Raw genomic sequence first — 26,741 nt, forward strand, 5'->3', positions numbered from 1 at the left:
CCATGAGCCTCGCCCGAAACACCCTGGTTCAAGCGACCCTGACGCTGGGGAGCCGCGTTCTCGGGTTCGCCCGTGACCTGGCCCTGTCGGCGCGGTTCGGGCAGGGGCCGATGATGGACGCCTGGGCGACCTGCCTGATGCTGCCCAACCTGTTCCGCCGCCTGTTCGCCGAGGGCGCCTTCGCCCAGGCCTTCGTGCCGGTCTACGGCGGGGTCAAAGCGCGCGAGGGGGATGAGGCGGCGGCGGTGACCGCCTCCGAGGCCCTGAGCTTCATGTTCGCCGTCGTTGCCGCCTTCTGCATCGTGCTGCAGGTGCTGATGCCGTGGATCATGCCGTGGCTGCTGTCCGCCTGGCGCGACGATGCGGCGGTGATGCGCACCGCGGTGATCGCCACCCAGCTGGCCATGCCCTATCTGGCCTGCATGACCATCGCCTCCCTGCTGTCGGGGGTGCTGAACACCGGCGGCCGCTTCGCCCTGTCGGCCGCCGTGCCGGTCTTCCTGAACATCTGCACCCTCGTGCCCCTGCTGGCGCCGAGCGTCATGCCGATCAGCCAGCCGACGACCCTGCTGGCGGCGGCGGCGGCGGTGACCGTTTCCGGCGTGATCCAGGCGGGCCTGCTGTGGTGGGGCGTGCGTCGTCTGGGCGTGACCCTGAAGCTGGGCGTGCCGCGCCTGACGCCGAACGTGAAGCGGGCCCTGGCCCTGGCCGTGCCCGGCGCGCTGGCCGGCGGCGCCATGCAGATCAACTCGGTGGTCAGCCAGGTGCTGACCGGTACGGACGAGGGCGCCCGCTCGGTGCTCTACAACGCCGACCGCCTGTACCAGCTGCCGCTGGGGCTGGTGGGGGTGGCCATCGGTCTGGCGCTGGTGCCGCGCCTGACCCGGGCCTTCGTGCAGGGCGACCATGAGGGCGGCCGCAAGACGCTGGACGACGGCGTGACCCTGGCCATGGCCTTCACCCTGCCGGCGGCGGTGGCCCTGTTCGTCATTCCCTTCTTCATCATCGACGCCACCGTGACGCGCGGCGCCTTCACCAGCGCCGACGCGGCCCGCACCGCCGATGTGCTGCGCCAGTTCGCTTGGGGCGTGCCGGCCTTCGTGCTGGCCAAGGTCCTGACGCCGCCCTTCTTCGCGCGCGAGGACACCCGCCGCCCGATGATCTTCGCCGTCGCCGCGGTGGTGTTCACCGTGGTCGTCGGTTCGGTGCTGTTCTTCTGGCTGTCGGCGCGCGGCCATGACGGCGTGCTGGGTCTGGCGGTGGCGACCAGCCTGTCGGCCTGGTTGAACGTGGCCCTGCTTGGCGGGACCCTGATCCGCGAGAAGGCATGGCATGCGTCGACCGCCTTCATCTCGCGCATTTCCCGGGTGCTGCTGGCCAGCGGCGTGATGGCCGCGGCCCTGCTGGCGGCGGGGATCGGGTACGAGACCCTGAGCCGCGTCTTCTTCGCCAAGGAGATCGCCGTGCTGGTGGTCTGCGGCGTCGGCGCGGGGCTCTACGGCGCCTGTCTGCTGGTCTTCCGCGCCGTCAGCATCCGCGAACTGAAGGCTGTGCTGCGTCGCGAGCCGGGCGGCTCGATCTCCTCCGGTCTGGACTGACCGGCAGTGAGACGATAAGCGCGATGAAATGATGATTTCGGGACAGACCTTCGCCGCCCGTCGATGGCGCCGCTGAACAGCTCCAGCACCTTGCCGTGCGCGCGTCCGCGCGCCTGATCCAGATTCCTCCCGAGTACCCGACCATGACCGATACCGCTCCGGCTCAATACACCGGCCCGCGCCGCATCCTGTCCGGCATCCAGGCCTCCGGCGCCCTGCACCTGGGCAACTACCTGGGCGCCCTGAAGCGCTTCACCCAGCTGCAGGACACGGGCGCGCCCTGTTTCCTGTTCGTGGCTGACCTGCACGCCATCACCGTGTGGCAGGACCCGGCCCTGCTGACCGCCCAGACCCGTGAGATCGCCGCCGCCTATCTGGCCTCGGGTCTGGATCCGGCGAAGTCGGTGATCTTCCCGCAATCGGCCGTGCGCGCGCACACCGAGCTGGCCTGGATGTTCAACTGCGTCGCCCGCCTCGGCTGGCTGGACCGGATGACCCAGTTCAAGGAGAAGACCGGCAAGCACAAGGAGCGCGCGTCGGTCGGCCTGTACACCTATCCGGTGCTGCAGGCGGCGGACATCCTGCTGTACAAGGCCACCGAGGTCCCGACCGGCGAGGACCAGAAGCAGCACCTCGAGCTGACCCGCGACATCGCCGCCAAGTTCAACAACGACTTCGGCGTCCCGGGCTTCTTCCCCCTGCCCGAGCCGCTGACGCAGGGCCCGGCGCCGCGCGTGATGAGCCTGCGCGACGGGGCGGCCAAGATGTCCAAGTCCGATCCGTCGGACGCCTCGCGCATCAATCTGATCGACGACGCCGACACCATCGTGGCCAAGATTCGCAAGGCCAAGACCGACCCCGGCAATCTGCCGGAAGAGGTCGAGGGCCTGAACGACCGGCCCGAGGCGAAGAACCTGGTCACCATCTACGCCGCCTTGGCCGACGAGACCAAGGAACAGGTGCTGGCCGAGTGGGGCGGCAAGGGCTTCGGCGCCTTCAAGCCGGCGCTGGCCGAACTGGCCGTGGCCTCGATGGCCCCGGTCACCGCCGAGATGCGCCGCCTGATGGCCGACACGGCCGAGATCGACAAGGTGCTGAAGGACGGCGCCGAACGGGCCGCCGAGATCGCCGATCCGGTGGTCGACGAGGTGAAGAAGATCATCGGCTTCTGGAGGGGCTGACCATGATTGAACTGCTGCTGGCGCTCGTGAATGAACCGGTGGCGGTTCAGGAAGCCCCCGCCTCGCCCCTGAAGGTCGTGAATACGGCCTTCATCGTCGAAGGCCTGTCGGCGCCGTTCGCCGCCAACATCCGGGTGGTGGTCCAGAATACGGGGACGGAGGCCGACGAACTGGTCGCCGTCACCACCCCACTGGGCCAGCCGACCGCTTTCCGCACGGACGGAAACCTGTTCAGCCGCCAGCCGCCGGTCGAGCTGCCGATTCCGCTGCCCGCCCCGACGGCGGGGCAGGAGGCCTATCTGCCGCTGGTGGTGTGGGTGCCGGGGCTGGAGACCGGGGACTATCGCGCCGCCGGATCCAGCATCACCCTGCGCTTCGCCCGCGGCGGGGAGATCACCGTGCCCCTGACCCAGAGCTCGCCCGCGCCCTGAGCGATTTCCGGACCCGGCGTCGCTTCGGCGCTGGCGCCGGTCGGCCTGTGGGGTAGGGAAGGACCATGTCCGCTTCGCATCCCCTCGACCGCGCCGTCCGCAACGCCCTGACCAGCCGGCAGGCGCCGCTGTCCATCCGTGAGGGCGGGGTGCTGCGGTTCGATCCGGCCTACGCCACCTTCGCCGCCGCCGGTCCGGATGCGACGGCGGAAGATTGGGTTGCGCTGGCGCGGAGCACCGGCCCGGTCGCCCTGTTCGAGACCGATCCGGTCATTCCGGCGGGACTGGGCGAGGTGAGCCGCATCGATTGCCTGCAGATGACGGCGACGGCCCTGACCGCCGACGGTCGCGATATCGCGTTCGAGGCCCTGACCGACGCTGACGGCCCCGAGATGCTGGCGCTGGCGACCCTGACCCAACCGGGGCCCTTCTTCTCGAAGACCCATCTGCTGGGGCCCTTTATCGGCATCCGACGGGAAGGCGTGCTGGTGGCCATGGCCGGCGAACGGCTGAGCCTGGACGGGTTCAGCGAGGTCAGCGGCGTCTGCACCCATCCGGACCATCGCGGCCACGGCTACGCCGGGGTGCTGATGCGCGCCGTGGGGCAGCGCATCCTCGACCGGGGCGACACGGTCTTCCTGCACGCGCGGATCGGCCACGCGGCGACCATCGCCTTCTATGAGACCCTCGGCTTCCGGCCCCGGATCACGCCCAGCTATGTGGTGATGGACGTCGCCTAGGAGACGCGGTCCAGTCGGGCCACGAAGAAGCCGTCCACGCCGCCCTTGTCCGTCCACATCGACGGCAGGATGCGCAGCCAGCCCTCGGGCGTCAGGGCCTCGTCCGGGGCGCCGACCTCGGCCGGGACGGCGGCGACGGTCCTGAAGGCCGGGTTGCGGCGCAGGAAGGCGATGATCTGGGTCTCGCCCTCTTCCCGTTCCATCGAGCAGACGCAGTAGACCAGACGCCCGCCCGGTTTCACCCGTTCGGCGGCGGCGTCGAGCAGGCGGTGCTGCACGTCGGCCAGCTTGGCCACGTCGGCGGGCTTGGTGGCGCGCAGGACTTCCGGGTTGCGGCGGAAGGTGCCGGTGGCCGTGCAGGGCGCGTCCAGCAGGACGGCGTCGAAGGTGCGATCGTCCTCCCAGTCCTCGGCCGGGACGGCGACCACCTCGGCCGACAGGCCGGTGCGTTCCAGATTGGCGCGCAGGCGCTTCAGGCGGCTGTCGGAACGATCCAGGGCGACCACTTCGGCGCCGGAGGCGGCCAGTTGCAGCGTCTTGCCCCCCGGGGCGGCGCACAGGTCGATGATGCTCTCGCCGGCCTTGGGGGCCAGCAGGCGGGCGGGGACGGCGGCGGCGGCGTCCTGCACCCACCAGCTCCCGTCCTCGAAGCCGGGCCAGGAGGCCACGTCGCCGCGACGGCCGGTGCGGACCGTGCCGCCCGGCAGGACCTCGCCGTCGACGGCGGTCGCCAGGGCTTGGGCGTCGGCGTCGGGCTTGAGGCTCAGGTCGGTCGGCGGCTCCTCGCGCGCGACCAGGGCCAGGGCGATCAGCCCCTGTTCGCCCCAGGTCGCCTTCCAGCGGGCGGCGATCCAGTCGGGCAGGTTGCTCTCGGCGGTGGTCAGGCCGGGGCCGTCACGGCCGACGCCGCGCAGGACGGCGTTGACGAGGTTCTTGTACGGACGGGTCTTGGGGTCGCGTTCGGCCAGTTTCACGGCGGTCGAGACGGCGGCGAAGGCCGGGGTCTCCAGCACCAGGGTCTGGGCCAGGGCGATGCGCAGGATGGTGCGCACCGGCAGCGGCGGCGCCTTGTTCAGGCGGCGGTCCAGGATCTGGTCGATCTCGCCCAGACGGCGCAGGGCGGCCATGGCCACGGCGCGGGCGAAGGCCCGGTCGGGCGCGGGCAGGGCGGCGATCTCGCGGAAGGTCTGGGCCGAGTCCATGCCGCCGCGGCCCTCGAGGGCCGCGTTCAGCAGGACGCCGGCGGCCAGCCGGGCCTCGACGCCGATGTCGGCGGCCTCGTCGCGCGGCGCCTCGGGGCGGGGCGGGCGGGGACCGCGGGCCTTCTCGGCCATGCGGCGACCACGGGCGGCGGAGTTGCGGCCCGCGCCGTCACGGGCGGTCAAACCGACACCTGCGTGCCCAGCTCGACCACGCGGCCGGGCGGGATGTGGAAGAAGTCGGTGGGGTTGGCGGCGTTACGCATGAGGAAGATGAACAGCCGGTCCTGCCACAAGGGCATGCCCTCGGTGGACGAGGCGATGACCGAGCGGCGGCCCAGGAAGAAGCTGGTCGACATGATGTCGAACTTCAGCCCCTGCTTGCGGCAGACGCCCAGGGCCTTGGGCACGTTCGGCTGCTCCATGAAGCCGTAGGAGATGACCAGCTTCTTGAAGTCGTCCGAGATCGGTTCGATCGAGACCCGGTTGGCCGGATCGACGCGAGGCCGGTCGGTGGTGCGGACGGTCAGGATGACGTTCTTCTCGTGAAGCACCTTGTTGTGCTTGAGATTGTGCATCAGGGCGACCGGGGCGATGTCCGGGTCGCTGGTCAGGAAGATGGCCGTGCCCGGCGCGCGGTGCGGCGGACGGGCGCGCAGCATCTCGATCAGGTCGATCAGCGGCAGGCTGTCCTTGCGGGTCTTGGTGGTCAGGATTTGCGTGCCGCGCACCCAGGTCCACATCAGCAGCACCAGGGCCGCGCCCAGCACCAGCGGCATCCAGGCGCCGTCCGGAATCTTCAGCAGGTTCGACGTCAGGAAGACGGTGTCGATGAAGCCGAACGGGATCAGGCAGCCCAGAACCGCCCACATCGGCCAGTTCCACTTCTTGGTGATGACCGACCAGGACATCAGGGTGTTGACCAGCATGGTGCCGGTGACGGCCACGCCGTAGGCGGCGGTGAGGTTGTGCGAGCTCTGGAAGACGACCAGCAGCACCAGCACCCCGACCATCAGCAGGGTGTTGACCGCGGGGACATAGATCTGGCCCGCCTGACTCTCGGAGGTGTTGAGGATCTGGATGCGCGGCAGCAAGCCCAGCTGGACGGCCTGCTGGGTCACCGAGAAGGCGCCGGTGATCACGGCCTGCGAGGCGATGACGGTGGCGGCGGTCGCCAGCGCCAGCATCGGCCAGTAGATGCCCTGCGGGACCATGCTCCAGAACGGGTTTTCCGAGGCGCCGGGATTGTCGAGGATCAGGGCTCCCTGGCCGAGGTAGTTCAGCGTCAGGCAGGGCAGGACGAAGGCCAGCCAGCCGATGCGGATCGGCGACTTACCGAAATGGCCCATGTCGGCGTACAGGGCCTCGGCCCCGGTCACGGCCAGGAAGACGCTGCCCAGGATGATGAAGCCCAGGAAGCCGTCATTGATGAGCAGCTGGACGCCGTAGTGCGGCGACAGGGCCCGCAGGATCGAGATGTCGTCGAAGATGTGGATCAGGCCCAGCACGCCGAGGCTGAGGAACCAGACGGCGGTGATCGGGCCGAACCATTTGGCCAGTCCGGCGGTGCCGCGGGCCTGGACGAGGAACAGGGCGATCAGGATGCCCGCCGAGACCGGCACGATGAAGGGATCGAGGCTGCCGCCGACGCCCGGGGCCTCCTTGACGCCCTCGATCGCCGACAGGACCGAGATGGCGGGCGTGATGATGCCGTCGCCGTAGAACAGGGCGGCGCCGCAGACGCCGAGGATGAAGATCAGGGCCGAGCGTCGGCCGATCGCGTGCTGGGCCAGGGCCATCAGGGCCAGGGTGCCGCCCTCGCCCTTGTTGTCCGCGCGCATGAGGAAGAAGACGTATTTGAACGTCACCACGATCATCAGGGCCCAGAAGGCCAGGGAGACGACCCCGACCACGGCGAGATCGCCGCCGACGCCGCCGCGGGCGTGGTCGATGGCTTCACGCAGGGCGTAGAGCGGGCTGGTGCCGATGTCGCCGAACACCACGCCGATGGCGCCGATGATGAGACCCATCTTGCCGGCCTTGCCGACCGGATGCCCATGCGCATCCGTCGCCGGAAGGGCGCCGGAGGATGGATTCTGTCCGTTGGGTTGTTCGCCGACGGCCTGAGCGTCGTCTTCACCTTGGGGAGAGGCCCCGGCCATGAAGTTCCTCCGGGGCTCCGCGGTGCGCGGCCCCATCAAAAGCCGCGAGCCTTTAGGCCCTTTCAACGGGGGTTTCAATCGTGCTGCAGGTGCGAAGGTTGCGTCGGTTTGTGAAACGCACCCGGAACGCCTATCTTATCGACGAAAGAGCGCACATGTCAGACAGCCAACGCTTCCCCGTCGCCGCCCACTCCCTGGCCTATCTGGCCCACAAGGGCGCATACTCGCCGGCCGAGGCCGCGCCGAGCGCGGTTCTGGCCGCCTCGGTGCCGACCAACCCGGTCGTGGTCCGTCGCGTCACCGCCCAGCTGGCCAAGGCCGGGCTGATCGCCACCCGTCCCGGCGCGTCCGGCGGGGCCTGGCTGCTGCGCCGGCCCGAGGATATCCGGCTGAACGAGGTGCTGGCCGCCGTGAACGGCTGCGCCCACATCGGGTCGCCGCCCGCCGGTGCCAAGGGCTGTCCGGTCAGTGAACATATCCCGCGTCAGGTGGCCAAGGCCCTGACCGCCGCCGAGGTCGCGGCGGCCGAGGCGCTGTCGAAGATCACCATCGCCGACCTGCTGGCTGAAAACCCCGCGTCGCTGGCGGCCTTCACGCCGCACAAGTCCTGCCCCGTCGCGGCCTGACCGGCGCGTGAACCCCGGCAATCGCCGCACTGCCCTGATCACCGGCGCCAGCGCGGGCATCGGCGCGGCCCTGGCCCGCGTCTATGCGGCCGAGGGCTGGGACCTGATCCTGACCGCCCGCCGCGAAGGCCCGCTGAACGCCCTGGCCGACGAACTTCGCCGCACGGGTTGCGCCGTCACCGTCCTGACCGCCGATCTGGCCGACCCGGCCGCGCCGCGCGCCCTGTACGAGGCCGTGCTGGAGCGCGGGCTGATGGTCGACGCCCTGATCAACAATGCGGGCTTCAGCCGGACGGCGGGCTTCCTGCACACCGATCCGGCGGATCACGCCGCCATGATCCGGGTGATGTTGACCGCGCCCGTCGAGCTGTCGCGCCTCTTCGCGCCGGACATGGTCGCGCGCAGCTACGGCCGGATCATCAATGTCGCCTCCCTCGCCGGACGGATGCCCGCGACCGGCGGCGACACCCTGTACGGGCCGATCAAGAGCTTCCTGATCAAGGCGTCGCAGGGCCTGTATCTGGAGTTGAAGGACACCGGCGTGCACGTCACCGCCCTGTGCCCCGGCTACACCCTGACCGAGTTCCACGACGTGAACGGCACACGGGACGAGGTCTCGGCCGCCTATCCGGCCTGGATGTGGCAGACGGCGGCCCACGTGGCCCGCGTCGGCTATCACGCCGTCGAGGCCAACCGTCCGCAGGTGACGCCGGGCGTCATGAACAATCTGCTGGCCGGTCTGGCCAAGCATCTGCCGGACGCCGTAGCCCTGAAGATGGTCGGCGGGCACGCGAAACGGCTGAAGCGGATCTGATCCGGTCAGGCCTGTTTCAGCGCCTCCCGCAGATCGGCGGTGATATCCAGCCGCTTCGCCTTGCTGAAGTTCGGTTGGTAGCCCGGTTTGCGGACGGGGATGACCGAAGCCTTGCCGTCGTTGGACCAGCGCCCGTCGAAGAACAGGTCGCACTCGGCCCGCCGGCGGCTCAGGATTTCGGGCGGCTTCTTCCATTGCATGAAGGCCGTCTTCGCCCTGGCGGTCTCGCCCTGCCTGAACAGTTTGACCCAACTCGCCGTGCCGATGGCGCCGGTGTTGTAGTGGAATGAAAGCGCCGCCGCGAACTGCGCTTCGCTCAGGAGCGTGCCGCTGAAGGCCTTGCGGACCGCGGGGGCGTATTTCTTCTCCAGCAGCCAGACATAGACTTCGAGACATTTCGGGATCGGCTGCGGATTGTCCTTGTACCCAGACACGGCGTGGCCGGAGGCGCTGGTGACGCCCACGCTCCAGGTCCAGACGCCGACAGAGTCCCTGTAGGCCTCCTGAACGATCGCCTCGTGGGAGATCAGCTCCAGAGCGACCCGTTCGGTGATGGTTCCCTGGAGCGTCGGGGGAGTCGCCGGGGGCGCGTCGGCCCGGGGCAGGCCGAAGGCGTCGGCCAGATCATCGATGACCCGGACATGGTCGGGTGTGAAGCGCTTGTCCGGGGCAAAGGGCCGGATGGCGTCGAACAGGGCGGTGCGGGTCATGCGGGTCTCCGGTGAGGACGACGACCGAACAGGACGAACCGGCCCTACAGCGACCGGTGATATTCCAGATTGCACAGTTTTCCGGGATCGCGTCCAGAGGGAAGTCCAACGATCCGCCAAAACAAAAAGGCCCGGTCCGAAGACCGAGCCTTTTGCGTTTCGACTGGAGCGGGCGAGGCGATTCGAACGCCCGACCCTCACCTTGGCAAGGTGATGCTCTACCCCTGAGCTACGCCCGCACTCCGTGAAACGGCGAGGCCGTTCCGTGTCGAGGAGGGGGCGTATAGCGGACCCTTCCGGACCCGTGCAAGCCCCCTTTTGAAAAAACCGCGCTCAGGCAGCGAGCGACCGTGTCGCCGGCGTCAGCGCGTCTCTTTCAGGCGTCAGCGCGGCGCCAGCCGGATGGCGCCGTCCAGACGGATGCATTCGCCGTTGATGTAGACGTTACGGGCCAGTTCCAGCACCAGCGAGGCGTAGTCGGCGGGGGTGCCGAGGCGGCTCGGGAAGGGGATGGCGGCGGCGAGGCTGTCCTGAACCTTCTGGTCCATGCCGGCCATCATCGGCGTCCACATGATGCCGGGCAGGATAGTGTTCACCCGCACGCCTTCCTGGGCCAGGTCACGGGCGATCGGCAGGGTCATGGCGTAGACGCCGCCCTTGGAGGCCGAATAGGCGGCCTGGCCGATCTGGCCGTCCTGGGCCGCCACCGAGGCGGTGTTGACGATCAGGCCGCGCTCGCCATCGGCCATCGGCTCCAGGGTCACCATGCCCGCCGCCGACTGCGACAGGACCCGGAAGGTGCCGAACAGGTTGATGCGGACCGTGCGCTCGAACGAGGCCATGTCGTGGGCGCGGATCTCGCCGGTGTCGCGCTTGCGGCTGACGGTCTTCTGGCCGGTCGCGATGCCGGCGCAGTTGACGACCAGACGCTCCTGCCCGTGGGCGGCGCGGGCCTTGGCGAAGGCGGCGGCGACTTCCTCGTCGCTGGTGACGTCGACCTTGCAGAAGACGCCGCCGATTTCGTTGGCGATCGCCTCGCCCTTTTCCTCGTTCATGTCGAACAGGGCGACCTTGGCGCCGGTGGCGGCGATGGCGCGGGCGGTGCCTTCACCGAGGCCCGAGGCGCCGCCGGTGACCACCGCGGCGATGCTGCTGTCGAGTTTCATGTCCTGAGCCCCTATGTCCTGTTGTGAACCGAGTATGTCGCGGGGGATTTAGCCGCCATGACCACCAATGCCAAACCTGCCGCCGGGGCAGCCAACCCCGAAAATGCGCTGGACCCGTCCCACGCCCTCGTTCCGGCGGTGCAGCAGGTGAACGAAACGCGGGTGCGCCGGGGGTTCTGGCCCAAGATCCGGCGCACGGCGGCGCGCATCCCGTTCGCCGACCAGGCGCTGTCGGTCTGGTACGCCGCGCGCGACCCCGAGACCCCGGCGGCGGCCAAGGGGATCATGCTCGGGGCGCTGGCCTATTTCGTCCTGCCGACCGACGCCATCCCGGACCTGTTCGCGGTGATCGGCTTCACCGACGATGCGGCGGTGTTCGCCGCCCTGCTGGCGACGCTGGGGGCGAACATCAAGGCGCGGCACCGGGAGCTGGCCCGGACCGCGCTTGATCATCTGAAAGGCGACGCGGACTGAGCGGGGCTCAGTCCTCGACGGTGACGACCACCTTGCCCATGACCGAGCGGTCGCCCAGCGCCTGGATGGCCTCGTGGGCGCGCTCCAGCGGGAAGGTGCGGCTGATGCGGGGCCTGATCTTGCCGTCGCTCCAGAATTTGAACAGGTCGGCCATGTTCGCGACGTGCAGGGCCGGGTCGCGGGCGACGGCGGCTCCCCAGAAGACGCCGATCACCGACACCGACTTCAGCAGGGTCAGGTTCAGCGGCAGGGACGGAATGCCCGCCGGGAAGCCGACCACCAGATAGCGGCCGTTCCAGTCCATGGCGCGCAGGGCGGGCTCGCAATAGTCGCCGCCGACACCGTCATAGACCACGTCCGGGCCGTCGCGGCCCGAGGCCAGTTTCAGTTCGCCCGACAGCTCCTTCTGGGCGACCTTGTCCATCTTGCCCGACGGATAGATCAGGCCGTTGTCGGCGCCGGCCTCCAGCGCGAACTGGACCTTGTCGTTGGTCGAGGCGGCGGCGATGACATGGGCGCCCATGGCCTTGCCCAGTTCGACGGCGGCGACGCCGACGCCGCCCGCGGCGCCCAGCACCAGCAGGCTTTCACCGGCCTTGAGCTGCGCCCGGTCCTTCAGGGCGTAGTAGGAGGTGCCGTAGGTCATCACCAGCGAGGCGGCGGTCTGGAAATCCATCGCGTCGGGGATCTTGATCACCGAGGCGGCGGGCACGGCCAGCCGTTCGACCATGCCGCCCCAGCCGGGTACGGCGATGACGCGATCCCCCTTGAAGATGCCCTTCACGCCCTCGCCGACGGCCTCGACGATCCCGGCCACCTCGCCGCCCGGCGAGAAGGGCCGCTGCGGCTTGAACTGGTACTTGTCCTCGATGATCAGGGTGTCGGGGAAGTTGACCCCGATGGCCTTCACCTCGATCACCACCTCGCCCTTCTGCGGGCGGGGGTCCAGAACCTCCTCGACGACGAGGGTTTCGGGGCCGCCGGGAGCTTTCGAGAGAACAGCGCGCATCAGGCTTCCTTGGAACGTCAGGCGCTCGCCCCCGTGGCGCTCGCGTGGAGGGAAGGCTAAGGACCCCCACGCCCGTTGAAAAGAGGCGATCAGGAGACGAACGGAATGACGGCCCTCATCCTTCACGGCGGCGCGGGCGCCCGGCGCGAGCGCAACTATGACGCCGAGGTCGTGCACATGCGCGAGGTGGTCGAGGCCATGAAGGCGCGGCTGGACGCGGGCGAGAGCGCGCTGGACGTCGCGGTGGCGGCGGTGGTCATGCTGGAGGACTCCGGCCTCTATGTCGCGGGACGCGGCGCCTCGCCCAATCTGGCCGGCGCCTATGAGCTGGACGCCAGCATCATGGACGGGGCGACGAAGCGAGCGGGCGCCGTGGCGGCCCTGCAGGGCTTCCGCAATCCGGTCGTGGCCGCGCGGGCCGTTATGGACCGCACCCCCCACGTCATGCTGGCGGGCGAGGGCGCGGCCCTGTTCGCGCTCGATCAGGGGCTGGAGCCCATCGCCGACGAAGAGGCCTGGTTCACCCGCGCCGGCAAGGGCGAGGACAACCATCCGCCGGGCACGCTGAGCCACGGCACGGTCGGCTGCTGCGTGCTGGACGCCGCCGGCCGGCTCGCCGCCGCCACCTCGACCGCGGGCGTGTTCGGCAAGATGCCGGGCCGGGTCGGCGACACTCCGATCCCGGCGGCGGGCACCTGGGCGGACGGAAACGTCGCCGCCTCGGGCACCGGCCAGGGCGAGTATTTCATCCGCGTCGCCGCGACGGCCCAGACGGCCTGGCGGGTGGCGGCGGGTCAACCGTTGAGCGTGGCCGCACAGGCGGTGATCGACGAGATCGGCGCCATGGGCGGCGACGGCGGCCTGATCGCCCTGGACCGCGACGGCAACATCACCGCCCCCTTCAACAGCCAGGGCATGAAGCGCGCCTGGCTGACGCCCGCCGGGGAGATCGGCGTCGAGGTCTTCGGCCGCTGATCAGGCCGCCGGGTCCATCAGGGTCCGGCGGAAGAAGCGCACCACCTCGGCGTTGAGCCGGTCGTGGAAGGCCGCGCGGTCGAAATCCGGCGCCGAGACGCAGATCATCGGGGCGCTGGCCTGAACCTCCGGGCGGCAGGGCGGCAGGAAGTCGAAATGACCGGCCCCGGGAACCAGATGAAACTCCGGCGGCGTCGGCAGGGCGGCGCGCACCGGCTCGACATAGACGGGGGCGGGCAGGATGCGGTCATCCTCCGCCTGCCACAGCTGCACCGGCCCGGTGACGGCCTTCAGCCCATCCGGCGCGAAGGTGAAGCCCAACGCCGGGGCGGCCGCCACCACGGCCTTGATGCGCGGATTATGGGTCCAGGCCACCGGCGCACCGTTCGCGGGTAGGCCGACGGACGCGATCAGGCGGCAGTCGTAGAAGTCCGGATGGGCCCGGCAGTGATCGGCCACGCGGCCCATGTCCGGCTCGCCGCCCGCCGCGGTCAGGACGGTGAAGCCGCCGGCGGAGAAGCCGAAGGCGCCCACGCGGTCCGCGTCGACCCCGCCCCCGGCGACCATGGTCTCGACCAGCAGCGACAGCTGGCGCGGGCGCCGGGCCACGTCGGTCGCGCCGCTCTGGTCGCGCCAGCTGTCGCCGGTGTGGGTCAGGGCGGCGACGACGAACCCGGCGGCGGCCAGGGCGCGGGCGGTGTCCTCGTGTCCGCGGAAATCGCCGCCGTTGCCGTGGGAGATCACGACCAGCGGCCGGGGCGCGGCCGAGGGGGTCGAGGGCGACCAGACGCCGATCTCCACCGGCGTGTCGCCGTCCGCCATGGTGCGGCGTTCGAAGGTCACCGGATCAGCCTGCTGTACGGCGACGGTCAACAGATGATCGGGCGGCGACAGCGGGGCGGTCAGCAGGGCGGCGGCGAGGGCGGAGGTCAGGAGCATGGGACAGGGTTCCGGTGGGGTGACCGGTCCTGTCTTCCGTCCCTTCGAAGGCCGCGCCACGCCGTTTGCGCCAACGGGCGAACGGGCGCGTGACCGGGCGGACGGGTCCGGCTAGCCACAAGGGCTGTCTGTGGCAGGATCGGGCGATGGATTCGGGGCTGTTCAAATCGGGGGGCTGGGGGCGGTCGGTCGTGGCGGGGTTCGCCGCCTCGACCGCGCTGGGTGTCCTGCTGGGCCTGATCGGGCCGTTCGGCAGCTATATGAACGGGGGGCTGCCCGAGCGGCTGGCCTACTGGACGCTGAGCCTGTGGAGCGGCTGGGCCCTGTTCGGCCTGGTCGTGCCGTGGATCGCGCGGCGGGCGATGCGGCGGCGGGTTCCGGTCTGGCTGTGGGCGCCGCCGGTGGTGACCCTGCTGACGGTTCCGGCGACGGCCCTGAGCCGTCTTCTGGCCCGGACCGTCTGGCCGGGGACCGGCCGGGTGCCCTGGCTGGAATGGTATGGCCAGTCGCTGATCATCGCCGCGATCGCGACGGCGGTGGTGCTGTGGTGGATGAGCCGGGGTCTCGACGCGGTCGAGGCCGACAGCGCCGATCCGCGCGACCGCCTGCCGCCGGGTCTGGGGCGGGACATCCTGTGCCTGCAGATGGAGGACCACTATGTCCGGGTGCACACCCCGCGCGGCTCGACCCTGGTCCTGATGTCCCTGTCGCAGGCCATGGCCGGGCTGAAGGGCGTGGAGGGCGCGCAGACCCATCGCTCATGGTGGGTGGCCCGCTCCGCCGTCGAGGGGGTGGTCGAGGACGGCCGGAATGTGCGGCTGAAGCTGGCGGGCGGGCTGGAGGCGCCGGTGTCGCGCAGCAATGTCGGACGGCTGAGAGAGGACGGCTGGTTCGCCGGCTGACGTCGCGGCGCCTGTTCCGCATACGACACATGCCCGCTACGTATCGGGCGGTCGTGTTGCGGCGCCGGAGCAGATGTGGGAAAGGCCCCGCGCGGTTTTGACGGGCCGACGGCCAGTCTTGCCGCGACTGGATCAAGGACGCCCTCCCCATGCTTCAAGCCTATCGTGCCCATGTCGCCGAACGCGCCGCGCTCGGCATTCCGCCGCTGCCGCTGTCGGCCGAGCAGACCGCTGACCTGATCGAGCTGATCAAGGCGCCGCCGGCCGGGGAGTCCGAACAGGAGCTGCTGGACCTGCTGACGTATCGCGTGCCGCCCGGCGTGGACGATGCGGCCAAGGTGAAGGCGTCCTTCCTGTCGGCGGTGGCGCACGGCGATTTCGCCGTGCCGTCGCTGTCGCGTGAGCGCGCGACGGAACTGCTGGGCACCATGGTCGGCGGCTATAACGTCAAACCGCTGATCGACCTGCTGAACGATGCGGTGGTTGGCGCGGTGGCCGCCGAGGGTTTGAAGAAGACCCTGCTGATGTTCGACTTCTTCCACGACGTCGCCGAACTGGCCAAGGGCGGCAATGCCAATGCGCAGGCCGTGATCCAATCCTGGGCCGACGCCGAATGGTTCACCTCGCGCGACAAGGTCGCCGAGAAGATCACCGTCACCGTGTTCAAGGTGACCGGCGAGACCAACACCGATGACCTGTCGCCGGCGCCCGACGCCTGGTCGCGGCCGGACATTCCGCTGCACTATCTTGCCATGCTGAAGAACGCCCGTCCCGGCATCACGCCGGAGCAGGACGGCGTGCGCGGACCGATGGCCTTCATCGAGGAGCTGAAGGCCAAGGGCCATCTGGTCGCCTATGTCGGCGACGTGGTCGGCACCGGTTCGTCGCGCAAGTCGGCGACCAACAGCGTGATCTGGGCCACCGGCGAGGACATTCCGTTCGTGCCGAACAAGCGCTTCGGCGGCGTGACCCTGGGCGGCAAGATCGCCCCGATCTTCTTCAACACCCAGGAAGACTCCGGCGCCCTGCCGATCGAGGTCGATGTGACCAGCCTGGAGATGGGCGACGTCATCGACATCTATCCCTATGCGGGCAAGATCGAGAAGGACGGCCGGACGGTCTCGACCTTCGAACTGAAGTCGCAGGTGCTGCTGGACGAGGTGCAGGCCGGTGGCCGCATCAACCTGATCATCGGCCGTTCGCTGACCGCCCGCGCCCGTGAGGCCCTGGGTCTGGCGCCCTCGACCGAGTTCCGCCTGCCGGTCACGCCGGAAGACAGCGGCAAGGGCTTCACCGTCGCGCAGAAGATGGTCGGTCGCGCCTGCGGCCTGCCGGAAGGTCAGGGCATCCGTCCGGGCACCTATTGCGAGCCCAAGATGACCACGGTCGGCTCGCAGGACACCACCGGTCCGATGACGCGTGACGAGCTGAAGGATCTGGCCTGCCTCGGCTTCTCGGCCGACATGGTGATGCAGTCCTTCTGCCACACCGCCGCCTATCCGAAGCCGGTGGACGTGAAGACACACCGCGAACTGCCGCAGTTCATCTCGAACCGCGGCGGTGTGGCCCTGCGTCCGGGCGACGGCGTGATCCACTCCTGGCTGAACCGCCTGCTGCTGCCCGACACCGTCGGCACCGGCGGCGACAGCCACACCCGCTTCCCGATCGGCATCTCCTTCCCGGCCGGTTCGGGTCTGGTGGCCTTCGGCGCCGCCACCGGCGTGATGCCGCTGGACATGCCGGAGTCGATCCTGGTCCGCTTCAAGGGCGAGCTGCAGCCGGGCATTACCCTGCGTGATCTGGTCCACGCCATTCCCTACTACGCCATCAAGCAGGGCCTGCTGACGGTGGCCAAGGCGGGCAAGATCAACGCCTTCTCGGGCCGCATCCTCGAGATCGAGGGCCTGCCGGACCTGAAGGTGGAACAGGCGTTCGAACTGACCGACGCCTCGGCCGAGCGTTCGGCGGCGGGCTGCACCGTCAAGCTGAACAAGGCGCCGATCATCGAGTACATGACCTCGAACATCGTGCTCATGAAGAACATGATCGCCGACGGTTACGCCGACGCCCGCACCCTGCAGCGCCGCATCGACGCCATGGAGGCCTGGCTGGCCAACCCCAGCCTGCTGGAGGCCGACGCGGACGCCGAATACGCCCACGTCATCGAGATCGATCTGGCGGATGTGACCGAGCCGGTCCTGTGCGCCCCGAACGATCCCGACGACGCGCGCCTGCTGTCGGAAGTCCAGGAGACCCCGATCGACGAGGTCTTCATCGGCTCGTGCATGACCAACATCGGCCACTTCCGCGCGGCCTCGCTGCTGCTGAAGGGCAAGAAGGACATCCCAACCCGGCTGTGGGTCGCCCCGCCGACCAAGATGGACGCCTCGGAACTGACCAAGGAGGGCCACTACTCGACCCTCGGCGGCGCCGGCGCCCGCATGGAGATGCCGGGCTGTTCGCTGTGCATGGGCAACCAGGCGCAGGTGAAGGAGGGCGCGACCGTGGTCTCGACCTCGACCCGCAACTTCCCCAACCGTCTGGGCAAGGGCTCGAACGTCTATCTGGCCTCGGCCGAACTGGCGGCCGTGGCCTCCAAGATGGGCCGCATCCCGACCGTGGCCGAGTACATGGCCGAGATGGGCGTGATCGATAAGGATCGCGACGAGGTCTATCGCTACATGAATTTCGACCAGATCCCCGAATACGCGGATCGCGTCGCCGCCGAGTAAGGGCGGGGTTCAGTTTGAAACGGGAAGGGCCGGCGGGGCGATCCGCCGGCCCTTTTTGTTTGCGGTGAGGAGTCCCACCGTCTCCCGCTGCACGACGGAAGGAGACAGGCCAAGAAAAAAGGCCGGTGGATCGCTCCACCGGCCTTTGGTCGTTTTCACGCTACCGGCCGGCTCGCGGAGCCGGCCTGCTTGAGCGGGGCCTTACTCGGCGGCTGCCGGGGCCGCTTCACCGCCTGCGAGGTTGCGCAGGACGTAGGGCATGACGCCGCCGGCGCGCAGGTAGTCGAGCTCGGTCTGGTTGTCGATGCGGCAACGGACCGGGAAGCGGGCCATCTTGCCGTCCGACGGGCGGAACAGCTCGACCCACAGGTCCTGACGCGGCTTCAGCTTGCCGATGTTGGCGTCGGTCAGGCCGCGGATGGTGACGATCTCCTCGCCGGTCAGGCCCAGCTTGTGCCAGCCGTCAGCCTTGAACTGCAGCGGCACGACGCCCATGCCGACCAGGTTCGAGCGGTGGATGCGCTCGAAGCTCTCGGCGATGACGGCGCGGACGCCCAGCAGGTTGGTGCCCTTGGCCGCCCAGTCGCGCGACGAGCCGGTGCCGTATTCCTTGCCGGCGAAGACGACCAGCGGACGGCCTTCCGACTGGTAGCGCATGGCCGCGTCGTAGATCGACATGACGTCGCCCGACGGGAAGTGCTTGGTGACGCCGCCCTCGATCTCCGGGGTGATCTTGTTGCGGATGCGGATGTTGGCGAAGGTGCCGCGCATCATGACTTCGTGGTGGCCGCGGCGGGCGCCGTAGCTGTTGAAGTCCAGGGCGTCGACGCCGTGGTTGGTCAGCCACTGGCCGGCCGGCGAGGTCTTCTTGATCGAACCGGCCGGGGAGATGTGGTCGGTGGTGATCGAGTCGCCGAAGATGGCCAGCACGCGGCCCTCGACGATGTCCTGGACCGGAGCGGCCTCCATCGACAGGCCCTCGAAGTAGGGCGGGTTGGCGACGTAGGTCGAGCTGTCATCCCAGCTGTAGGTCTGGCCGCCGGCGACCTTGATCGCCTGCCAGTGCTTGTCGCCCTTGAAGACGTCCTTGTAGCGCTTGGCGAACATGGCCGGAGTCACCGACTTGCGCTGGATGTCGGCGACTTCCTGCGCGGTCGGCCAGACGTCCTTCAGGAAGACGTCATTGCCCTTCTTGTCCTTGCCGAGCGGCTCCTTGGTGATGTCGATGCGCATCGAACCGGCCAGGGCGTAGGCGACGACCAGCGGCGGCGAGGCCAGGTAGTTGGCCTGGACGTCGGGGTTCACGCGGCCCTCGAAGTTGCGGTTGCCCGACAGGACCGAGGTGGCGACGATGCCGTTGTCGTTGATGGCCTTCGAGATCGCCGGATCCAGCGGGCCCGAGTTGCCGATGCAGGTGGTGCAGCCGTAGCCGACCAGGTTGAAGCCGATGGCGTCCAGGTCCTTCTGCAGGCCGGCGTCGGTCAGGTAGTCGGTGACGACCTGCGAGCCCGGGGCCAGCGAGGTCTTGACCCAGGGCTTGGGCTTCAGGCCCAGCGCATTGGCCTTGCGCGCCACCAGACCGGCGGCGATCAGGACCGACGGGTTGGAGGTGTTGGTGCAGGAGGTGATGGCCGCGATCACGACGTCGCCGTCGCCGACCGAGAACTTCTCACCCTCCACGTCGGCGCGCGGGGCGTCGGCGGCGCGGGCGAAGGTCCCGGTCAGGTGGCCTTCGAACTCCGGGGCGGCGGTGGTCAGTTCGACGCGGTCCTGCGGACGCTTCGGACCGGCCAGCGACGGCACGACCGAGGCGAGGTCCAGCTCCAGGGTGTCGGTGAAGACCGGCTCTTCCGAGGTTTCGTCGATCCACAGGCCTTGCGCCTTGGCGTAGGCCTCGACCAGGGCGACGCGCGCCTTGTCACGACCCGTGGCGGTCAGGAAGTCGATGGTGGCCTGCGAGACCGGGAAGAAGCCGCAGGTGGCGCCGTATTCCGGGGCCATGTTGGCGATGGTCGCCTGGTCTTCCAGCGTCAGGCCGGTCAGGGCGTCGCCGAAGAACTCGACGAACTTGCCGACCACGCCCTTCTTGCGGAGCATCTGGGTGACGGTCAGGACCAGGTCGGTGGCGGTGGCGCCTTCCGGCAGCTTGCCGGTCAGCTTGAAGCCGATGACTTCCGGGATCAGCATCGGGATCGGCTGGCCCAGCATGGCGGCTTCAGCCTCGATGCCGCCCACGCCCCAGCCCAGAACGGCCAGGCCGTTGATCATGGTGGTGTGGCTGTCGGTGCCGACCACGGTGTCCGGGTAGGCGACGGTCTTCTTGCCTTCGTCCAGCGTCCAGACGGTCTGGGCCAGATTCTCCAGGTTCACCTGGTGGCAGATGCCGGTGCCGGGGGGCACGACGCGGAAGTTGTTGAAGGCCGACGAACCCCAGCGGAGGAAGTTGTAGCGCTCGATGTTGCGCTCGTACTCACGCTCGACGTTCTGGTTGAAGGCCTTGGCGGTGCCGAAGTGGTCGACCATGACCGAGTGGTCGATGACCAGGTCGACGGGGACCAGCGGGTTGATCTTGGTGGCGTCGGCGCCGAGGGCGGCCATGGCGTCACGCATGGCGGCCAGGTCGACGACGGCCGGAACGCCGGTGAAGTCCTGCATCAGCACGCGGGCCGGACGGAAGGCGATCTCGTGCTCGACCGAGCCCTTGTTCTCGATCCAGGCGGCCACGGCCTTGAGGTCGGCTTCGGTGACCGAAACGCCATCCTCGTTGCGCAGCAGGTTCTCCAGCAGCACCTTCATCGAGCGCGGCAGGCGGGAAATCCCGGCCAGACCGGCTTCCTCGGCGGCGGGAAGGCTGTAATAGGCGTATTTCTTGCGCCCGACGGTGAGATCCTGACGGGTCTTGAGGCTGTCAATCGACGGCATGGAGAGTCTTCCTCTGGTGTACGCCGCCCGACAATCCGGTTGCGCCTTCGCGCGCTGTACGCCGGGACTCACAGGGTCCAGACGCGCGCGGCGAAAGCCTGCTGCGACGATCGCGGATATAGCGAGGGTCGTGGTGCGCGTCCATGAATCCATGACGCCGACAGGGGTATTGCGAGACGTTCGCAATTGCGGGGGTTGCGGATGATCGCCGTCGACGGGCTGACGCTGTCCCGGGGCGAGCGCGTCCTGTTCCGTGAGCTGTCGTTCTCGACCGCGTCCGGCGAGGCGCTGGCCCTGACCGGAGCCAACGGCGCGGGCAAGACCAGCCTGCTGCGGGCCCTGGCCGGCTTCCTGCGCCCGGACGCCGGGACCATCGCCTTCGCCGACGTACCGGCGGACGAGGCGCGGACGCAGCATCTGCACTGGCTCGGTCATCAGGACGGGCTGAAGGGCGCGCGCCGGGCGCGGGAGGAACTGACGTTCCAGACGCAATGGCTGGGCGCCGACGCCGACGGGATCGCCGCGGCCGTGGACGTGCTGGCGCTGGAGCCGTTGCTGGATCTCGAGGTGCGCAAGCTGTCGGCCGGCCAGCGCCGGCGCCTTGCCTTCGCCCGGCTGATCGCCGTGCAGCGGCCGATCTGGCTGCTGGACGAGCCGCTCAGCCCGCTGGACGCCCGCTGGCGCGCGGCTATGGGGGTGCTGATGCAGGCGCATCTGGACCGGGGCGGGGCGATCCTCGCGGCCGTGCACGATCCGCTGCCGATCCCGGCGCGGACGCTCGACATCGGGGACGCCCGATGAAGGCGCTGACGGTCCTTTGGCGGCGTGAGCTGGCGCTGGCCTGGGCGGGCGGCGGCGGGCCGCTGCTGGCCTGCGGCTTCTTCCTGTGCCTGACCGTGCTGGTCCCGCTGGCCTCGGGCAGTGATCCGGCGGCCCTGCGCCCGATCGCGGGCGGCATCAGCTGGGTGGCGCTGGCCGTGTCGTCGATCCTGTCGCTGGAACGGCTGTTCGAACGTGATTTCGAGGACGGGACGCTGGATCTGCTGACGCTCGGCCCCGCGCCGCTGGAGCTGGTGGTCGTCGCCAAGGCCAAGGCCCAGTGGCTGGCGGTCGGCTGGCCCCTGGCCGTGACCGCGCCGGTGGCGGCGATCACCCTTGGCCTGCCGGTCGCGCTGGCGCCGCTGGCCGCGCTGGCGGCCCTGATTGGCGGGCTCGGCTTCGCCCTGACCGGGGCGCTGGGCGCGGCTCTGGCGCTGGGCTCGAAGCGCGGGGGCCTGTTGATCGCCGTGATCGTCCTGCCCCTCTTCATTCCGCCGGTGGTGTTCGGCGCGGGCGCGCTGGAGCGGGCCGCCAACGGCCAGTCGCCCGCCCCGGCGCTGGCCTTCCTGTGCGCCTATGTGCTGTTCGCCGCCGTGATCACCCCCCTGGCGGGCGCCGCAGCCATCCGCAACGCCCAGGGCTAGGGGCGGCGGCTCAGGCCTTCTTGACGAACTCGGTGCGCAGGACGAGGCCGCGGACCTTCTCGACATTGGCCTCGATCTCGTCGGGGTCGCCGGTCAGGCGGATGTTCTTCACCAGCGTGCCGCGCTTGAGCGTCACCCCGCCCGAGCCCTTGACCTTCAGGTCCTTGATCAGGGTCACGCTGTCGCCGTCGGCGAGGCGGTTGCCGTTGGAATCCTTGGTCACGTCGTCGGTCATGGGAGCCTCCCGGAAATGCGCGCGACGGTCTGGCACGGCGAATGGCTCCGCCTCAAGTAGCGCGACGCGCGATCAACGATTAAAGAGCGCCGATCATGTTCGGCCTCGCCAATCCCGACCGGTTCGCCCGCTTCACACGCCCGCTCGTGCCGGTGCTGTGGGCCGCGGCCGTCGTGCTCCTGCTGGCCGGGAGCTGGTTCAGCTTTACGGCGCCCGAGGATTACCAGCAGGGCGACACCGTGCGGATCATGTTCGTGCACGTGCCGGCGGCGTCCGTGGGGCTGATGATCTACGGCGCGCTGGGCGTCTCAAGCTTCTTCGCCCTGGTCTTCCGCCATCCTCTGGCGGACGCCGCGGCCCGCGCCGCCGCCCTGCCGGGCGCGGCCTACACCCTTCTCGCCCTCGCGACCGGCAGCCTGTGGGGCAAGCCGATGTGGGGCAGCTGGTGGGAGTGGGGCGACGCCCGCCTGATGTCGGTGCTGGTGCTGTTCCTGTTCTACCTCGGCTACATGGCCCTTCGCGCCTCGATCGATGACGAACAGAAGGCCGCCCGCGCCGCCGCGGTGCTGGGGCTTGTGGGCCTGATCAACCTGCCGATCGTGAAATTCTCGGTCGACTGGTGGAACACCCTGCATCAGCCGGCCTCGCTGATCCGCGCGGACGGGCCGTCTATGCCGCCGGTCTTCCTGACCCCGCTGCTGACCATGATGGCGGCCTATCTGGTGTTGTTCCTGGCCCTCTGGCTGACCGCGATCCGCACGGAGATCGTGCGTCGCCGGGTCGTCGCCCTGCGCGCCCGCCGGGCTCTGGAGGCCTGACCATGCTCGACCTCGATATGGGCAAATACGCCGCCTACGTCTGGCCCGCCTGGGGGATCAGCGCCGTGGTGCTGGTCGCGCTCGCCGCCCGCGCCCTGGTCGCCGCCCGTCGCTGGAAGGCCGAGTTGGCCAGGCTCGAGGCCGACAAGGCGCCCCGGTCATGAGCCGCTGGTTCGCCGTCGTTCCGCTGGTGGTGCTCGTCGCCCTGTCGGCCCTGTTCATCGGCTGGTCGCTGAAGCGCGATCCGGGGGTGAAACCGGACGCCCTCGTCGGCCAGCCGGTGCCGGAGACCGTGCTGCCCCTGCTGGAGGGCGCGCAGGCCGGGACGCGGAACCTGGACCTGAAGACCGCCGGCGTCGGGCGGCCGATGCTGATCAATGTCTTCGCCAGCTGGTGCGCGCCGTGCCGCGCCGAGCATCCGAAGCTGATGGCGCTGAAGGATCGCGGGATCGCCGTGGTGGGCGTGGCCTGGAAGGACGATCCGGCGGATACCCGCGTCTTCCTGGACGAGCTGGGCGATCCATTCGCCATGGTGCTGGTGGACCGCGAAGGCCGGGCCGGTCTCGACCTCGGCATCACCGGCGCGCCCGAGACCTTCGCCGTGGACGCCCAGGGCCGGGTCGTCGCCAAATTCGCCGGGCCGCTGCTGGAGGACGCCGAGATCGAGCGTCTGGTCGCGGCCATGCAGGCTCCGCCGCGCCCGCTGCCGACCGCCGCGAAACGCTGACCGCCAACCTCCCGACGGGGCTGAAATCCTTGCGGGGAGGGCGTTAACCCATTTCCGACGGTTTTCATTAACCCTGTCGGCATGAGCGCGATTCGCCCGCCTGTTCCGTCGCCCCTGTTCCCGTCGCAGACCCCTCCGTCTCCGGCGTCGAACTCGCGTTCGGCCTTCTTCCAGGCAGCGCTGCAGGCGGCTTCGCCCTCGGTGGCGGCCGCGGCCCCGGTCGCGCCCGCTCCGGTGAAGGATACGCCGGTGCGCGCGGTCGCCCCCCGGTCCGCGGAAGGGGAGCCGACGCGGCGCTACGACCGTCCGGGCAGCCTGCTCGACATCCGGGTCTGACACCCGCCTCACGCGAAAATGACCGGCGCGTGTTCGGGCGGCGTGATTAAGATGTCCGGATGCGCACCTGGGGGTGGACACTTCTGATTGCGGTCGGTCTGACCGCGTCGCTTGCGGCGGCCACCTCGGCCCAGCCGTCGGCGACGCGCGTGCGCCATCGCGCGACGCCCGCCGAGCCGGTGGTCGTGGAGCTGTTCACGGCCCAGGGCTGCGCCGGCTGTCCCGAGGCCAACGCCCGGATCGAGGCCGTGGCGGGCGAGCCGGGCGTGATCGCCCTGACCTACGCCGTCGATTACTGGGACTATCTGGGCTGGGCCGACACCTTCGCCCGTCCGGAGTTCGCCCAGCGCCAGCGGGCCTATCGTCGGCCCCTGCGCATCCGCAATGTCTCGACCCCGCAGGTGGTCATCGACGGCCGTCGTCAGGCCCCGGCCAATGTCGAGGCCCTGCAGGCCGCCATCGACGAGGAGGCGGCGCGCCGCGTCTTCCCGCCCGAGGTCGAGTTCCGGGAGACCGGCGACCGGGTCGGGGTGGGCTCGGGCCGAGCGCCCACCGGCGGCGCCGAGGTGATCGCCGTCGTCTATACGCCGGGCCCGCAGACGGTGGAGATCGGCGGGGGCGACAACCGCGGCCAGAAGGTGCGTCACATGAATGTGGTGCGGTCGGTGCGGGTGCTGGGGCCCTGGACCGGTCGGCCGGTGCTGTACGCCCTGCCGGAGCTGTCGTCGCCGGATCAGGCGGTCGCGGTCCTGGTGCAGGCCCGCGACGATCGGCGCATCCTGACGGCCGCCGTGCTTGAGGCCCGCTGACGCGTCGCGTCAGCTTCGGTCAGTATCCCTGTTCTCTCTGAAACCCGCACAGTGCATGATCGGCCCCGAGACGTCGGGGCGTCGGCGCCTGGGGATGGACGCATGTTCGGCATGAAGCCTGTACTGAAGGGAGCGACGATCGCCGCCGTTCTGGCCGTCGCCGGGGGCGTCGCGGCCTTCGCCTCCGATCCCGAGCCGGTGATCACGCCCGAGGCCCGCGGTGTGGCCCAGGCCGTGACCGCCGCCGAACTGGCCGCCTGGGGGCGCGAGCGAGGCGATGCCGGGGCGCTGATCATGGCCGCCCGGTTGCTGTCCGAAGTGCCGGTGCGTCAGGGCGAGGGCCCCGAGCCCATCCTGACCCCGGGTCGCCTGCTGGACGAGGCCGCGGCGCTGTCGGCGGGAAACCAGCCGATCATCGACGCCATCGACCGCCTGCGGGAGCCGATGACGCGGGGCGTCCGCTCCTCGCCCTTCGGCGCCGGGCCGGTGTTCACCGTCAAGCAGCTGCGGGCGCGCGAGAGCTGGACCTTTGACGTCGACGCCCGGGCGGGCGAGGTGCTGCGCGTGGCGGCCATCGGCGACGGCGACACCGACATCGACCTGACCATCCATGACCAGCGCGGCGCCACCATGTGCCGGGACGGCTTCGGCGATCACTATCCGGTCTGCACGGTCTCCTCGCGGGCCGGGGGCAAGATGCGGGTGGCGCTGACCAATCGCGGCGATGTGCGGACCAGCATCCAGGTGCTCAGCAACTGATGCGGCGGCCCGGGCGCTTCTGGACCGGGATGCTGGCGATCGCGAGCCTGCTCGCGGCCTCGCCCGCCCTGCCCGCCGGTTCCGACACGCCCGAGACCCTGAGGGCTGAGGCCTTCGAGGCGGCCCAGTGGGCCATCGCCTCCGACGCCGCCGACGCCCTGGCGCGGGTGTCCGCCCGCTTCGCCCAGGGTGATGATGCGCTCGGCCGACTGGCCGAGGAGCGGGAGGATCTGATCGTCCGCCGCGACCGGCTGGAGCGGGCGCTGGAGCGGCACTACGCCTCGACCGATCCCGCCGATCTGGAGGCCCGCGTTCGCGCCCAGGCCGAGTGGGAGACGGTCACCGCCCGGCTGGCGGCGCTCGACGCCGACATCGAGGCCCGCTTCCCCGCCTATTCCGAACTGACCAGCCCCCGGGCCCTGTCGATCCGCGAAACCCAGCAGTTGCTGCGCCCGGACGAGGGCCTGCTGCTGATCCTCGTCAATCCCGAGGCGACCTATGTCTGGGCGGTGACACGGGAGCGGGCGGCCTGGACCCGGTCCGAGACCCTGACCGAGGCGCGGTTGACGGCTTCCGTGGAGCGCCTGCGTCAGTCGCTGAGCGCCACCGCCGCCCCGCGCGGCGACGACATCGACCCGACCCTGTTCGCCGGACGCCAGCCGCTCCCCTTCGACCGGACCGAGAGCTGGCGGCTGTATTCGGAGCTGGTCCTGCCCGTCGAGGAGACGTTCAAGGACAAGACCACCCTGATCACCGTCACCACCGGCGCCCTGACGGCCCTGCCGCTGTCGGTTCTGGTCACCGCGCCGCCGCAAGGGTCGGACGCCGACCTCGACGCCCTCGCGGCCACGCCCTGGTTGTCGGACCGCTATGCGATGGCCGCCCTGCCGGCGGTGTCCAGCCTGCGGGCCCTGCGCTGCTATCTGGTCGCCGACCCGGCCGCCCGCAGCGCCGGTTGCCCGCCCATGCCCGCCGCGGCGCCGCGCGAGCGGGCCGCCTTCGAGCCCCTGCGCC

The 26,741-nt window shown here is 69.9% G+C and carries 27 protein-coding genes and 1 tRNA gene; 19 read left to right on the plus strand and 9 right to left on the minus strand.

Features of this window, described 5'->3' with window-relative positions:
* Window positions 1–2 precede the first annotated feature (2 nt).
* The 4 genes from murJ to VGE03_RS12255 all read left to right on the plus strand — a co-directional run bounded on the left by murJ (window position 3) and on the right by VGE03_RS12255 (window position 3,950).
* Entirely contained in the window at window positions 3–1,598 is a 1,596-nt protein-coding gene (gene murJ, locus VGE03_RS12240) for a murein biosynthesis integral membrane protein MurJ (protein WP_331046753.1), read from the plus strand.
* A gap of 143 nt (window positions 1,599–1,741) precedes the next feature.
* Complete coding sequence (gene trpS / locus VGE03_RS12245) at window positions 1,742–2,779, plus strand: tryptophan--tRNA ligase (RefSeq protein WP_331046754.1); 1,038 nt, start codon at window positions 1,742–1,744, stop codon at window positions 2,777–2,779.
* 2 nt (window positions 2,780–2,781) lie between these two features.
* The gene (locus VGE03_RS12250; protein ID WP_331046755.1) at window positions 2,782–3,210 is read left to right on the plus strand and encodes a hypothetical protein; all 429 of its coding nucleotides are present in this window, start codon (window positions 2,782–2,784) and stop codon (window positions 3,208–3,210) included.
* A 65-nt stretch (window positions 3,211–3,275) separates the two neighbouring features.
* Window positions 3,276–3,950, plus strand: coding sequence for a GNAT family N-acetyltransferase (locus tag VGE03_RS12255; protein ID WP_331046756.1), 675 nt, complete (start codon window positions 3,276–3,278; stop codon window positions 3,948–3,950).
* Here the strand turns inward: VGE03_RS12255 and VGE03_RS12260 are convergent.
* Complete coding sequence (locus tag VGE03_RS12260; protein ID WP_331046778.1) at window positions 3,947–5,284, minus strand: RsmB/NOP family class I SAM-dependent RNA methyltransferase; 1,338 nt, start codon at window positions 5,282–5,284, stop codon at window positions 3,947–3,949. The genes VGE03_RS12255 and VGE03_RS12260 overlap by 4 nt on opposite strands.
* A 47-nt stretch (window positions 5,285–5,331) precedes the next feature.
* Window positions 5,332–7,311, minus strand: coding sequence for a potassium transporter Kup (locus tag VGE03_RS12265; RefSeq protein WP_414644948.1), 1,980 nt, complete (start codon window positions 7,309–7,311; stop codon window positions 5,332–5,334).
* A gap of 155 nt (window positions 7,312–7,466) precedes the next feature.
* Between VGE03_RS12265 and VGE03_RS12270 the strand changes: the two genes are divergently transcribed.
* Together VGE03_RS12270 and VGE03_RS12275 are read left to right on the plus strand one after the other, a co-directional pair.
* A complete protein-coding gene (locus tag VGE03_RS12270) occupies window positions 7,467–7,937 on the plus strand; it encodes an Rrf2 family transcriptional regulator (RefSeq protein ID WP_331046757.1) in 471 nt (156 codons plus the stop codon).
* A 7-nt stretch (window positions 7,938–7,944) separates the two neighbouring features.
* A complete protein-coding gene (locus VGE03_RS12275) occupies window positions 7,945–8,751 on the plus strand; it encodes an SDR family oxidoreductase (protein ID WP_331046758.1) in 807 nt (268 codons plus the stop codon).
* Window positions 8,752–8,756: 5 nt separating this feature from the next.
* Here VGE03_RS12275 and VGE03_RS12280 read toward each other — a convergent pair whose 3' ends face one another.
* The 3 genes from VGE03_RS12280 to VGE03_RS12290 all read right to left on the minus strand — a co-directional run bounded on the left by VGE03_RS12280 (window position 8,757) and on the right by VGE03_RS12290 (window position 10,627).
* Complete coding sequence (locus tag VGE03_RS12280) at window positions 8,757–9,461, minus strand: lysozyme (RefSeq protein WP_331046759.1); 705 nt, start codon at window positions 9,459–9,461, stop codon at window positions 8,757–8,759.
* A 164-nt stretch (window positions 9,462–9,625) separates the two neighbouring features.
* Window positions 9,626–9,700, minus strand: a tRNA-Gly gene (locus tag VGE03_RS12285).
* 144 nt (window positions 9,701–9,844) lie between these two features.
* The gene (locus VGE03_RS12290; RefSeq protein WP_331046760.1) at window positions 9,845–10,627 is read right to left on the minus strand and encodes an SDR family NAD(P)-dependent oxidoreductase; all 783 of its coding nucleotides are present in this window, start codon (window positions 10,625–10,627) and stop codon (window positions 9,845–9,847) included.
* Between the two features lie 57 nt (window positions 10,628–10,684).
* Between VGE03_RS12290 and VGE03_RS12295 the strand changes: the two genes are divergently transcribed.
* A complete protein-coding gene (locus VGE03_RS12295; RefSeq protein WP_331046761.1) occupies window positions 10,685–11,101 on the plus strand; it encodes a YkvA family protein in 417 nt (138 codons plus the stop codon).
* 7 nt (window positions 11,102–11,108) lie between these two features.
* On the opposite strand, the gene VGE03_RS12300 is transcribed toward VGE03_RS12295, so the two are convergent.
* Complete coding sequence (locus VGE03_RS12300; protein ID WP_331046762.1) at window positions 11,109–12,110, minus strand: NADPH:quinone oxidoreductase family protein; 1,002 nt, start codon at window positions 12,108–12,110, stop codon at window positions 11,109–11,111.
* A gap of 105 nt (window positions 12,111–12,215) precedes the next feature.
* On the opposite strand from VGE03_RS12300, the gene VGE03_RS12305 reads away from it, so the two are divergent.
* Window positions 12,216–13,085 carry an isoaspartyl peptidase/L-asparaginase gene (locus VGE03_RS12305; RefSeq protein WP_331046763.1) on the plus strand — a complete coding sequence of 290 codons (870 nt, stop codon included), beginning with the start codon at window positions 12,216–12,218 and terminating at the stop codon, window positions 13,083–13,085.
* Here VGE03_RS12305 and VGE03_RS12310 read toward each other — a convergent pair whose 3' ends face one another.
* Entirely contained in the window at window positions 13,086–14,024 is a 939-nt protein-coding gene (locus VGE03_RS12310) for an alpha/beta hydrolase family protein (RefSeq protein WP_331046764.1), read from the minus strand.
* Window positions 14,025–14,215: 191 nt separating this feature from the next.
* Between VGE03_RS12310 and VGE03_RS12315 the strand changes: the two genes are divergently transcribed.
* Both VGE03_RS12315 and acnB read left to right on the plus strand, forming a co-directional pair.
* On the plus strand, window positions 14,216–14,926 hold the full coding sequence (locus tag VGE03_RS12315; protein ID WP_331046765.1) for a LytTR family DNA-binding domain-containing protein: 711 nt from the start codon (window positions 14,216–14,218) through the stop codon (window positions 14,924–14,926).
* A 149-nt stretch (window positions 14,927–15,075) separates the two neighbouring features.
* Window positions 15,076–17,658, plus strand: a complete 2,583-nt coding sequence (gene acnB / locus VGE03_RS12320; RefSeq protein WP_331046766.1) for a bifunctional aconitate hydratase 2/2-methylisocitrate dehydratase — start codon at window positions 15,076–15,078, stop codon at window positions 17,656–17,658.
* Between the two features lie 201 nt (window positions 17,659–17,859).
* Here the strand turns inward: acnB and acnA are convergent, their stop codons facing one another.
* A complete protein-coding gene (gene acnA / locus VGE03_RS12325; protein WP_331046767.1) occupies window positions 17,860–20,580 on the minus strand; it encodes an aconitate hydratase AcnA in 2,721 nt (906 codons plus the stop codon).
* A gap of 201 nt (window positions 20,581–20,781) precedes the next feature.
* Between acnA and ccmA the strand changes: the two genes are divergently transcribed.
* Together ccmA and ccmB are read left to right on the plus strand one after the other, a co-directional pair.
* Complete coding sequence (gene ccmA, locus VGE03_RS12330) at window positions 20,782–21,381, plus strand: heme ABC exporter ATP-binding protein CcmA (protein WP_331046768.1); 600 nt, start codon at window positions 20,782–20,784, stop codon at window positions 21,379–21,381.
* Entirely contained in the window at window positions 21,378–22,043 is a 666-nt protein-coding gene (gene ccmB / locus VGE03_RS12335) for a heme exporter protein CcmB (protein ID WP_331046769.1), read from the plus strand. Before ccmA ends, ccmB begins: the two co-directional genes overlap by 4 nt.
* A 10-nt stretch (window positions 22,044–22,053) precedes the next feature.
* On the opposite strand, the gene VGE03_RS12340 is transcribed toward ccmB, so the two are convergent.
* Window positions 22,054–22,278, minus strand: a complete 225-nt coding sequence (locus VGE03_RS12340; RefSeq protein WP_331046770.1) for an alkylphosphonate utilization protein — start codon at window positions 22,276–22,278, stop codon at window positions 22,054–22,056.
* Between the two features lie 95 nt (window positions 22,279–22,373).
* Between VGE03_RS12340 and VGE03_RS12345 the strand changes: the two genes are divergently transcribed.
* From VGE03_RS12345 to VGE03_RS12375, 7 genes are all read left to right on the plus strand, one after another.
* On the plus strand, window positions 22,374–23,096 hold the full coding sequence (locus tag VGE03_RS12345) for a heme ABC transporter permease (protein ID WP_331046771.1): 723 nt from the start codon (window positions 22,374–22,376) through the stop codon (window positions 23,094–23,096).
* A gap of 2 nt (window positions 23,097–23,098) precedes the next feature.
* The gene (ccmD, locus tag VGE03_RS12350; protein WP_331046772.1) at window positions 23,099–23,260 is read left to right on the plus strand and encodes a heme exporter protein CcmD; all 162 of its coding nucleotides are present in this window, start codon (window positions 23,099–23,101) and stop codon (window positions 23,258–23,260) included.
* Entirely contained in the window at window positions 23,257–23,823 is a 567-nt protein-coding gene (locus VGE03_RS12355; RefSeq protein ID WP_331046773.1) for a DsbE family thiol:disulfide interchange protein, read from the plus strand. Before ccmD ends, VGE03_RS12355 begins: the two co-directional genes overlap by 4 nt.
* 81 nt (window positions 23,824–23,904) lie before the next feature.
* Window positions 23,905–24,159, plus strand: a complete 255-nt coding sequence (locus tag VGE03_RS12360; protein ID WP_331046774.1) for a hypothetical protein — start codon at window positions 23,905–23,907, stop codon at window positions 24,157–24,159.
* A gap of 59 nt (window positions 24,160–24,218) precedes the next feature.
* Window positions 24,219–24,968, plus strand: coding sequence for a DUF1223 domain-containing protein (locus VGE03_RS12365; protein WP_331046775.1), 750 nt, complete (start codon window positions 24,219–24,221; stop codon window positions 24,966–24,968).
* A 111-nt stretch (window positions 24,969–25,079) separates the two neighbouring features.
* Complete coding sequence (locus VGE03_RS12370; RefSeq protein ID WP_331046776.1) at window positions 25,080–25,727, plus strand: hypothetical protein; 648 nt, start codon at window positions 25,080–25,082, stop codon at window positions 25,725–25,727.
* Window positions 25,728–25,756: 29 nt separating this feature from the next.
* Window positions 25,757–26,741 (plus strand): hypothetical protein (locus VGE03_RS12375; RefSeq protein WP_331046777.1); only part of this gene is annotated, 985 nt, incomplete at its 3' end.

The sequence above is a fragment of the Brevundimonas sp. genome (assembly GCF_036400995.1).
Taxonomy (GTDB): domain Bacteria; phylum Pseudomonadota; class Alphaproteobacteria; order Caulobacterales; family Caulobacteraceae; genus Brevundimonas.

Coding starts and splice junctions, on each gene's coding strand:
- murJ (WP_331046753.1), top strand. CDS start 3: ATGAGCCTCGCCCGAAACACCCTGGTTCAAGCGACCCTGACGCTGGGG.
- trpS (WP_331046754.1), top strand. CDS start 1,742: ATGACCGATACCGCTCCGGCTCAATACACCGGCCCGCGCCGCATCCTG.
- VGE03_RS12250 (WP_331046755.1), top strand. CDS start 2,782: ATGATTGAACTGCTGCTGGCGCTCGTGAATGAACCGGTGGCGGTTCAG.
- VGE03_RS12255 (WP_331046756.1), top strand. CDS start 3,276: ATGTCCGCTTCGCATCCCCTCGACCGCGCCGTCCGCAACGCCCTGACC.
- VGE03_RS12260 (WP_331046778.1), bottom strand. CDS start 5,284: ATGGCCGAGAAGGCCCGCGGTCCCCGCCCGCCCCGCCCCGAGGCGCCG.
- VGE03_RS12265 (WP_414644948.1), bottom strand. CDS start 7,311: ATGGCCGGGGCCTCTCCCCAAGGTGAAGACGACGCTCAGGCCGTCGGC.
- VGE03_RS12270 (WP_331046757.1), top strand. CDS start 7,467: ATGTCAGACAGCCAACGCTTCCCCGTCGCCGCCCACTCCCTGGCCTAT.
- VGE03_RS12280 (WP_331046759.1), bottom strand. CDS start 9,461: ATGACCCGCACCGCCCTGTTCGACGCCATCCGGCCCTTTGCCCCGGAC.
- VGE03_RS12290 (WP_331046760.1), bottom strand. CDS start 10,627: ATGAAACTCGACAGCAGCATCGCCGCGGTGGTCACCGGCGGCGCCTCG.
- VGE03_RS12295 (WP_331046761.1), top strand. CDS start 10,685: ATGACCACCAATGCCAAACCTGCCGCCGGGGCAGCCAACCCCGAAAAT.
- VGE03_RS12300 (WP_331046762.1), bottom strand. CDS start 12,110: ATGCGCGCTGTTCTCTCGAAAGCTCCCGGCGGCCCCGAAACCCTCGTC.
- VGE03_RS12305 (WP_331046763.1), top strand. CDS start 12,216: ATGACGGCCCTCATCCTTCACGGCGGCGCGGGCGCCCGGCGCGAGCGC.
- VGE03_RS12310 (WP_331046764.1), bottom strand. CDS start 14,024: ATGCTCCTGACCTCCGCCCTCGCCGCCGCCCTGCTGACCGCCCCGCTG.
- acnB (WP_331046766.1), top strand. CDS start 15,076: ATGCTTCAAGCCTATCGTGCCCATGTCGCCGAACGCGCCGCGCTCGGC.
- acnA (WP_331046767.1), bottom strand. CDS start 20,580: ATGCCGTCGATTGACAGCCTCAAGACCCGTCAGGATCTCACCGTCGGG.
- ccmA (WP_331046768.1), top strand. CDS start 20,782: ATGATCGCCGTCGACGGGCTGACGCTGTCCCGGGGCGAGCGCGTCCTG.
- ccmB (WP_331046769.1), top strand. CDS start 21,378: ATGAAGGCGCTGACGGTCCTTTGGCGGCGTGAGCTGGCGCTGGCCTGG.
- VGE03_RS12340 (WP_331046770.1), bottom strand. CDS start 22,278: ATGACCGACGACGTGACCAAGGATTCCAACGGCAACCGCCTCGCCGAC.
- VGE03_RS12345 (WP_331046771.1), top strand. CDS start 22,374: ATGTTCGGCCTCGCCAATCCCGACCGGTTCGCCCGCTTCACACGCCCG.
- ccmD (WP_331046772.1), top strand. CDS start 23,099: ATGCTCGACCTCGATATGGGCAAATACGCCGCCTACGTCTGGCCCGCC.
- VGE03_RS12355 (WP_331046773.1), top strand. CDS start 23,257: ATGAGCCGCTGGTTCGCCGTCGTTCCGCTGGTGGTGCTCGTCGCCCTG.
- VGE03_RS12360 (WP_331046774.1), top strand. CDS start 23,905: ATGAGCGCGATTCGCCCGCCTGTTCCGTCGCCCCTGTTCCCGTCGCAG.
- VGE03_RS12365 (WP_331046775.1), top strand. CDS start 24,219: ATGCGCACCTGGGGGTGGACACTTCTGATTGCGGTCGGTCTGACCGCG.
- VGE03_RS12370 (WP_331046776.1), top strand. CDS start 25,080: ATGAAGCCTGTACTGAAGGGAGCGACGATCGCCGCCGTTCTGGCCGTC.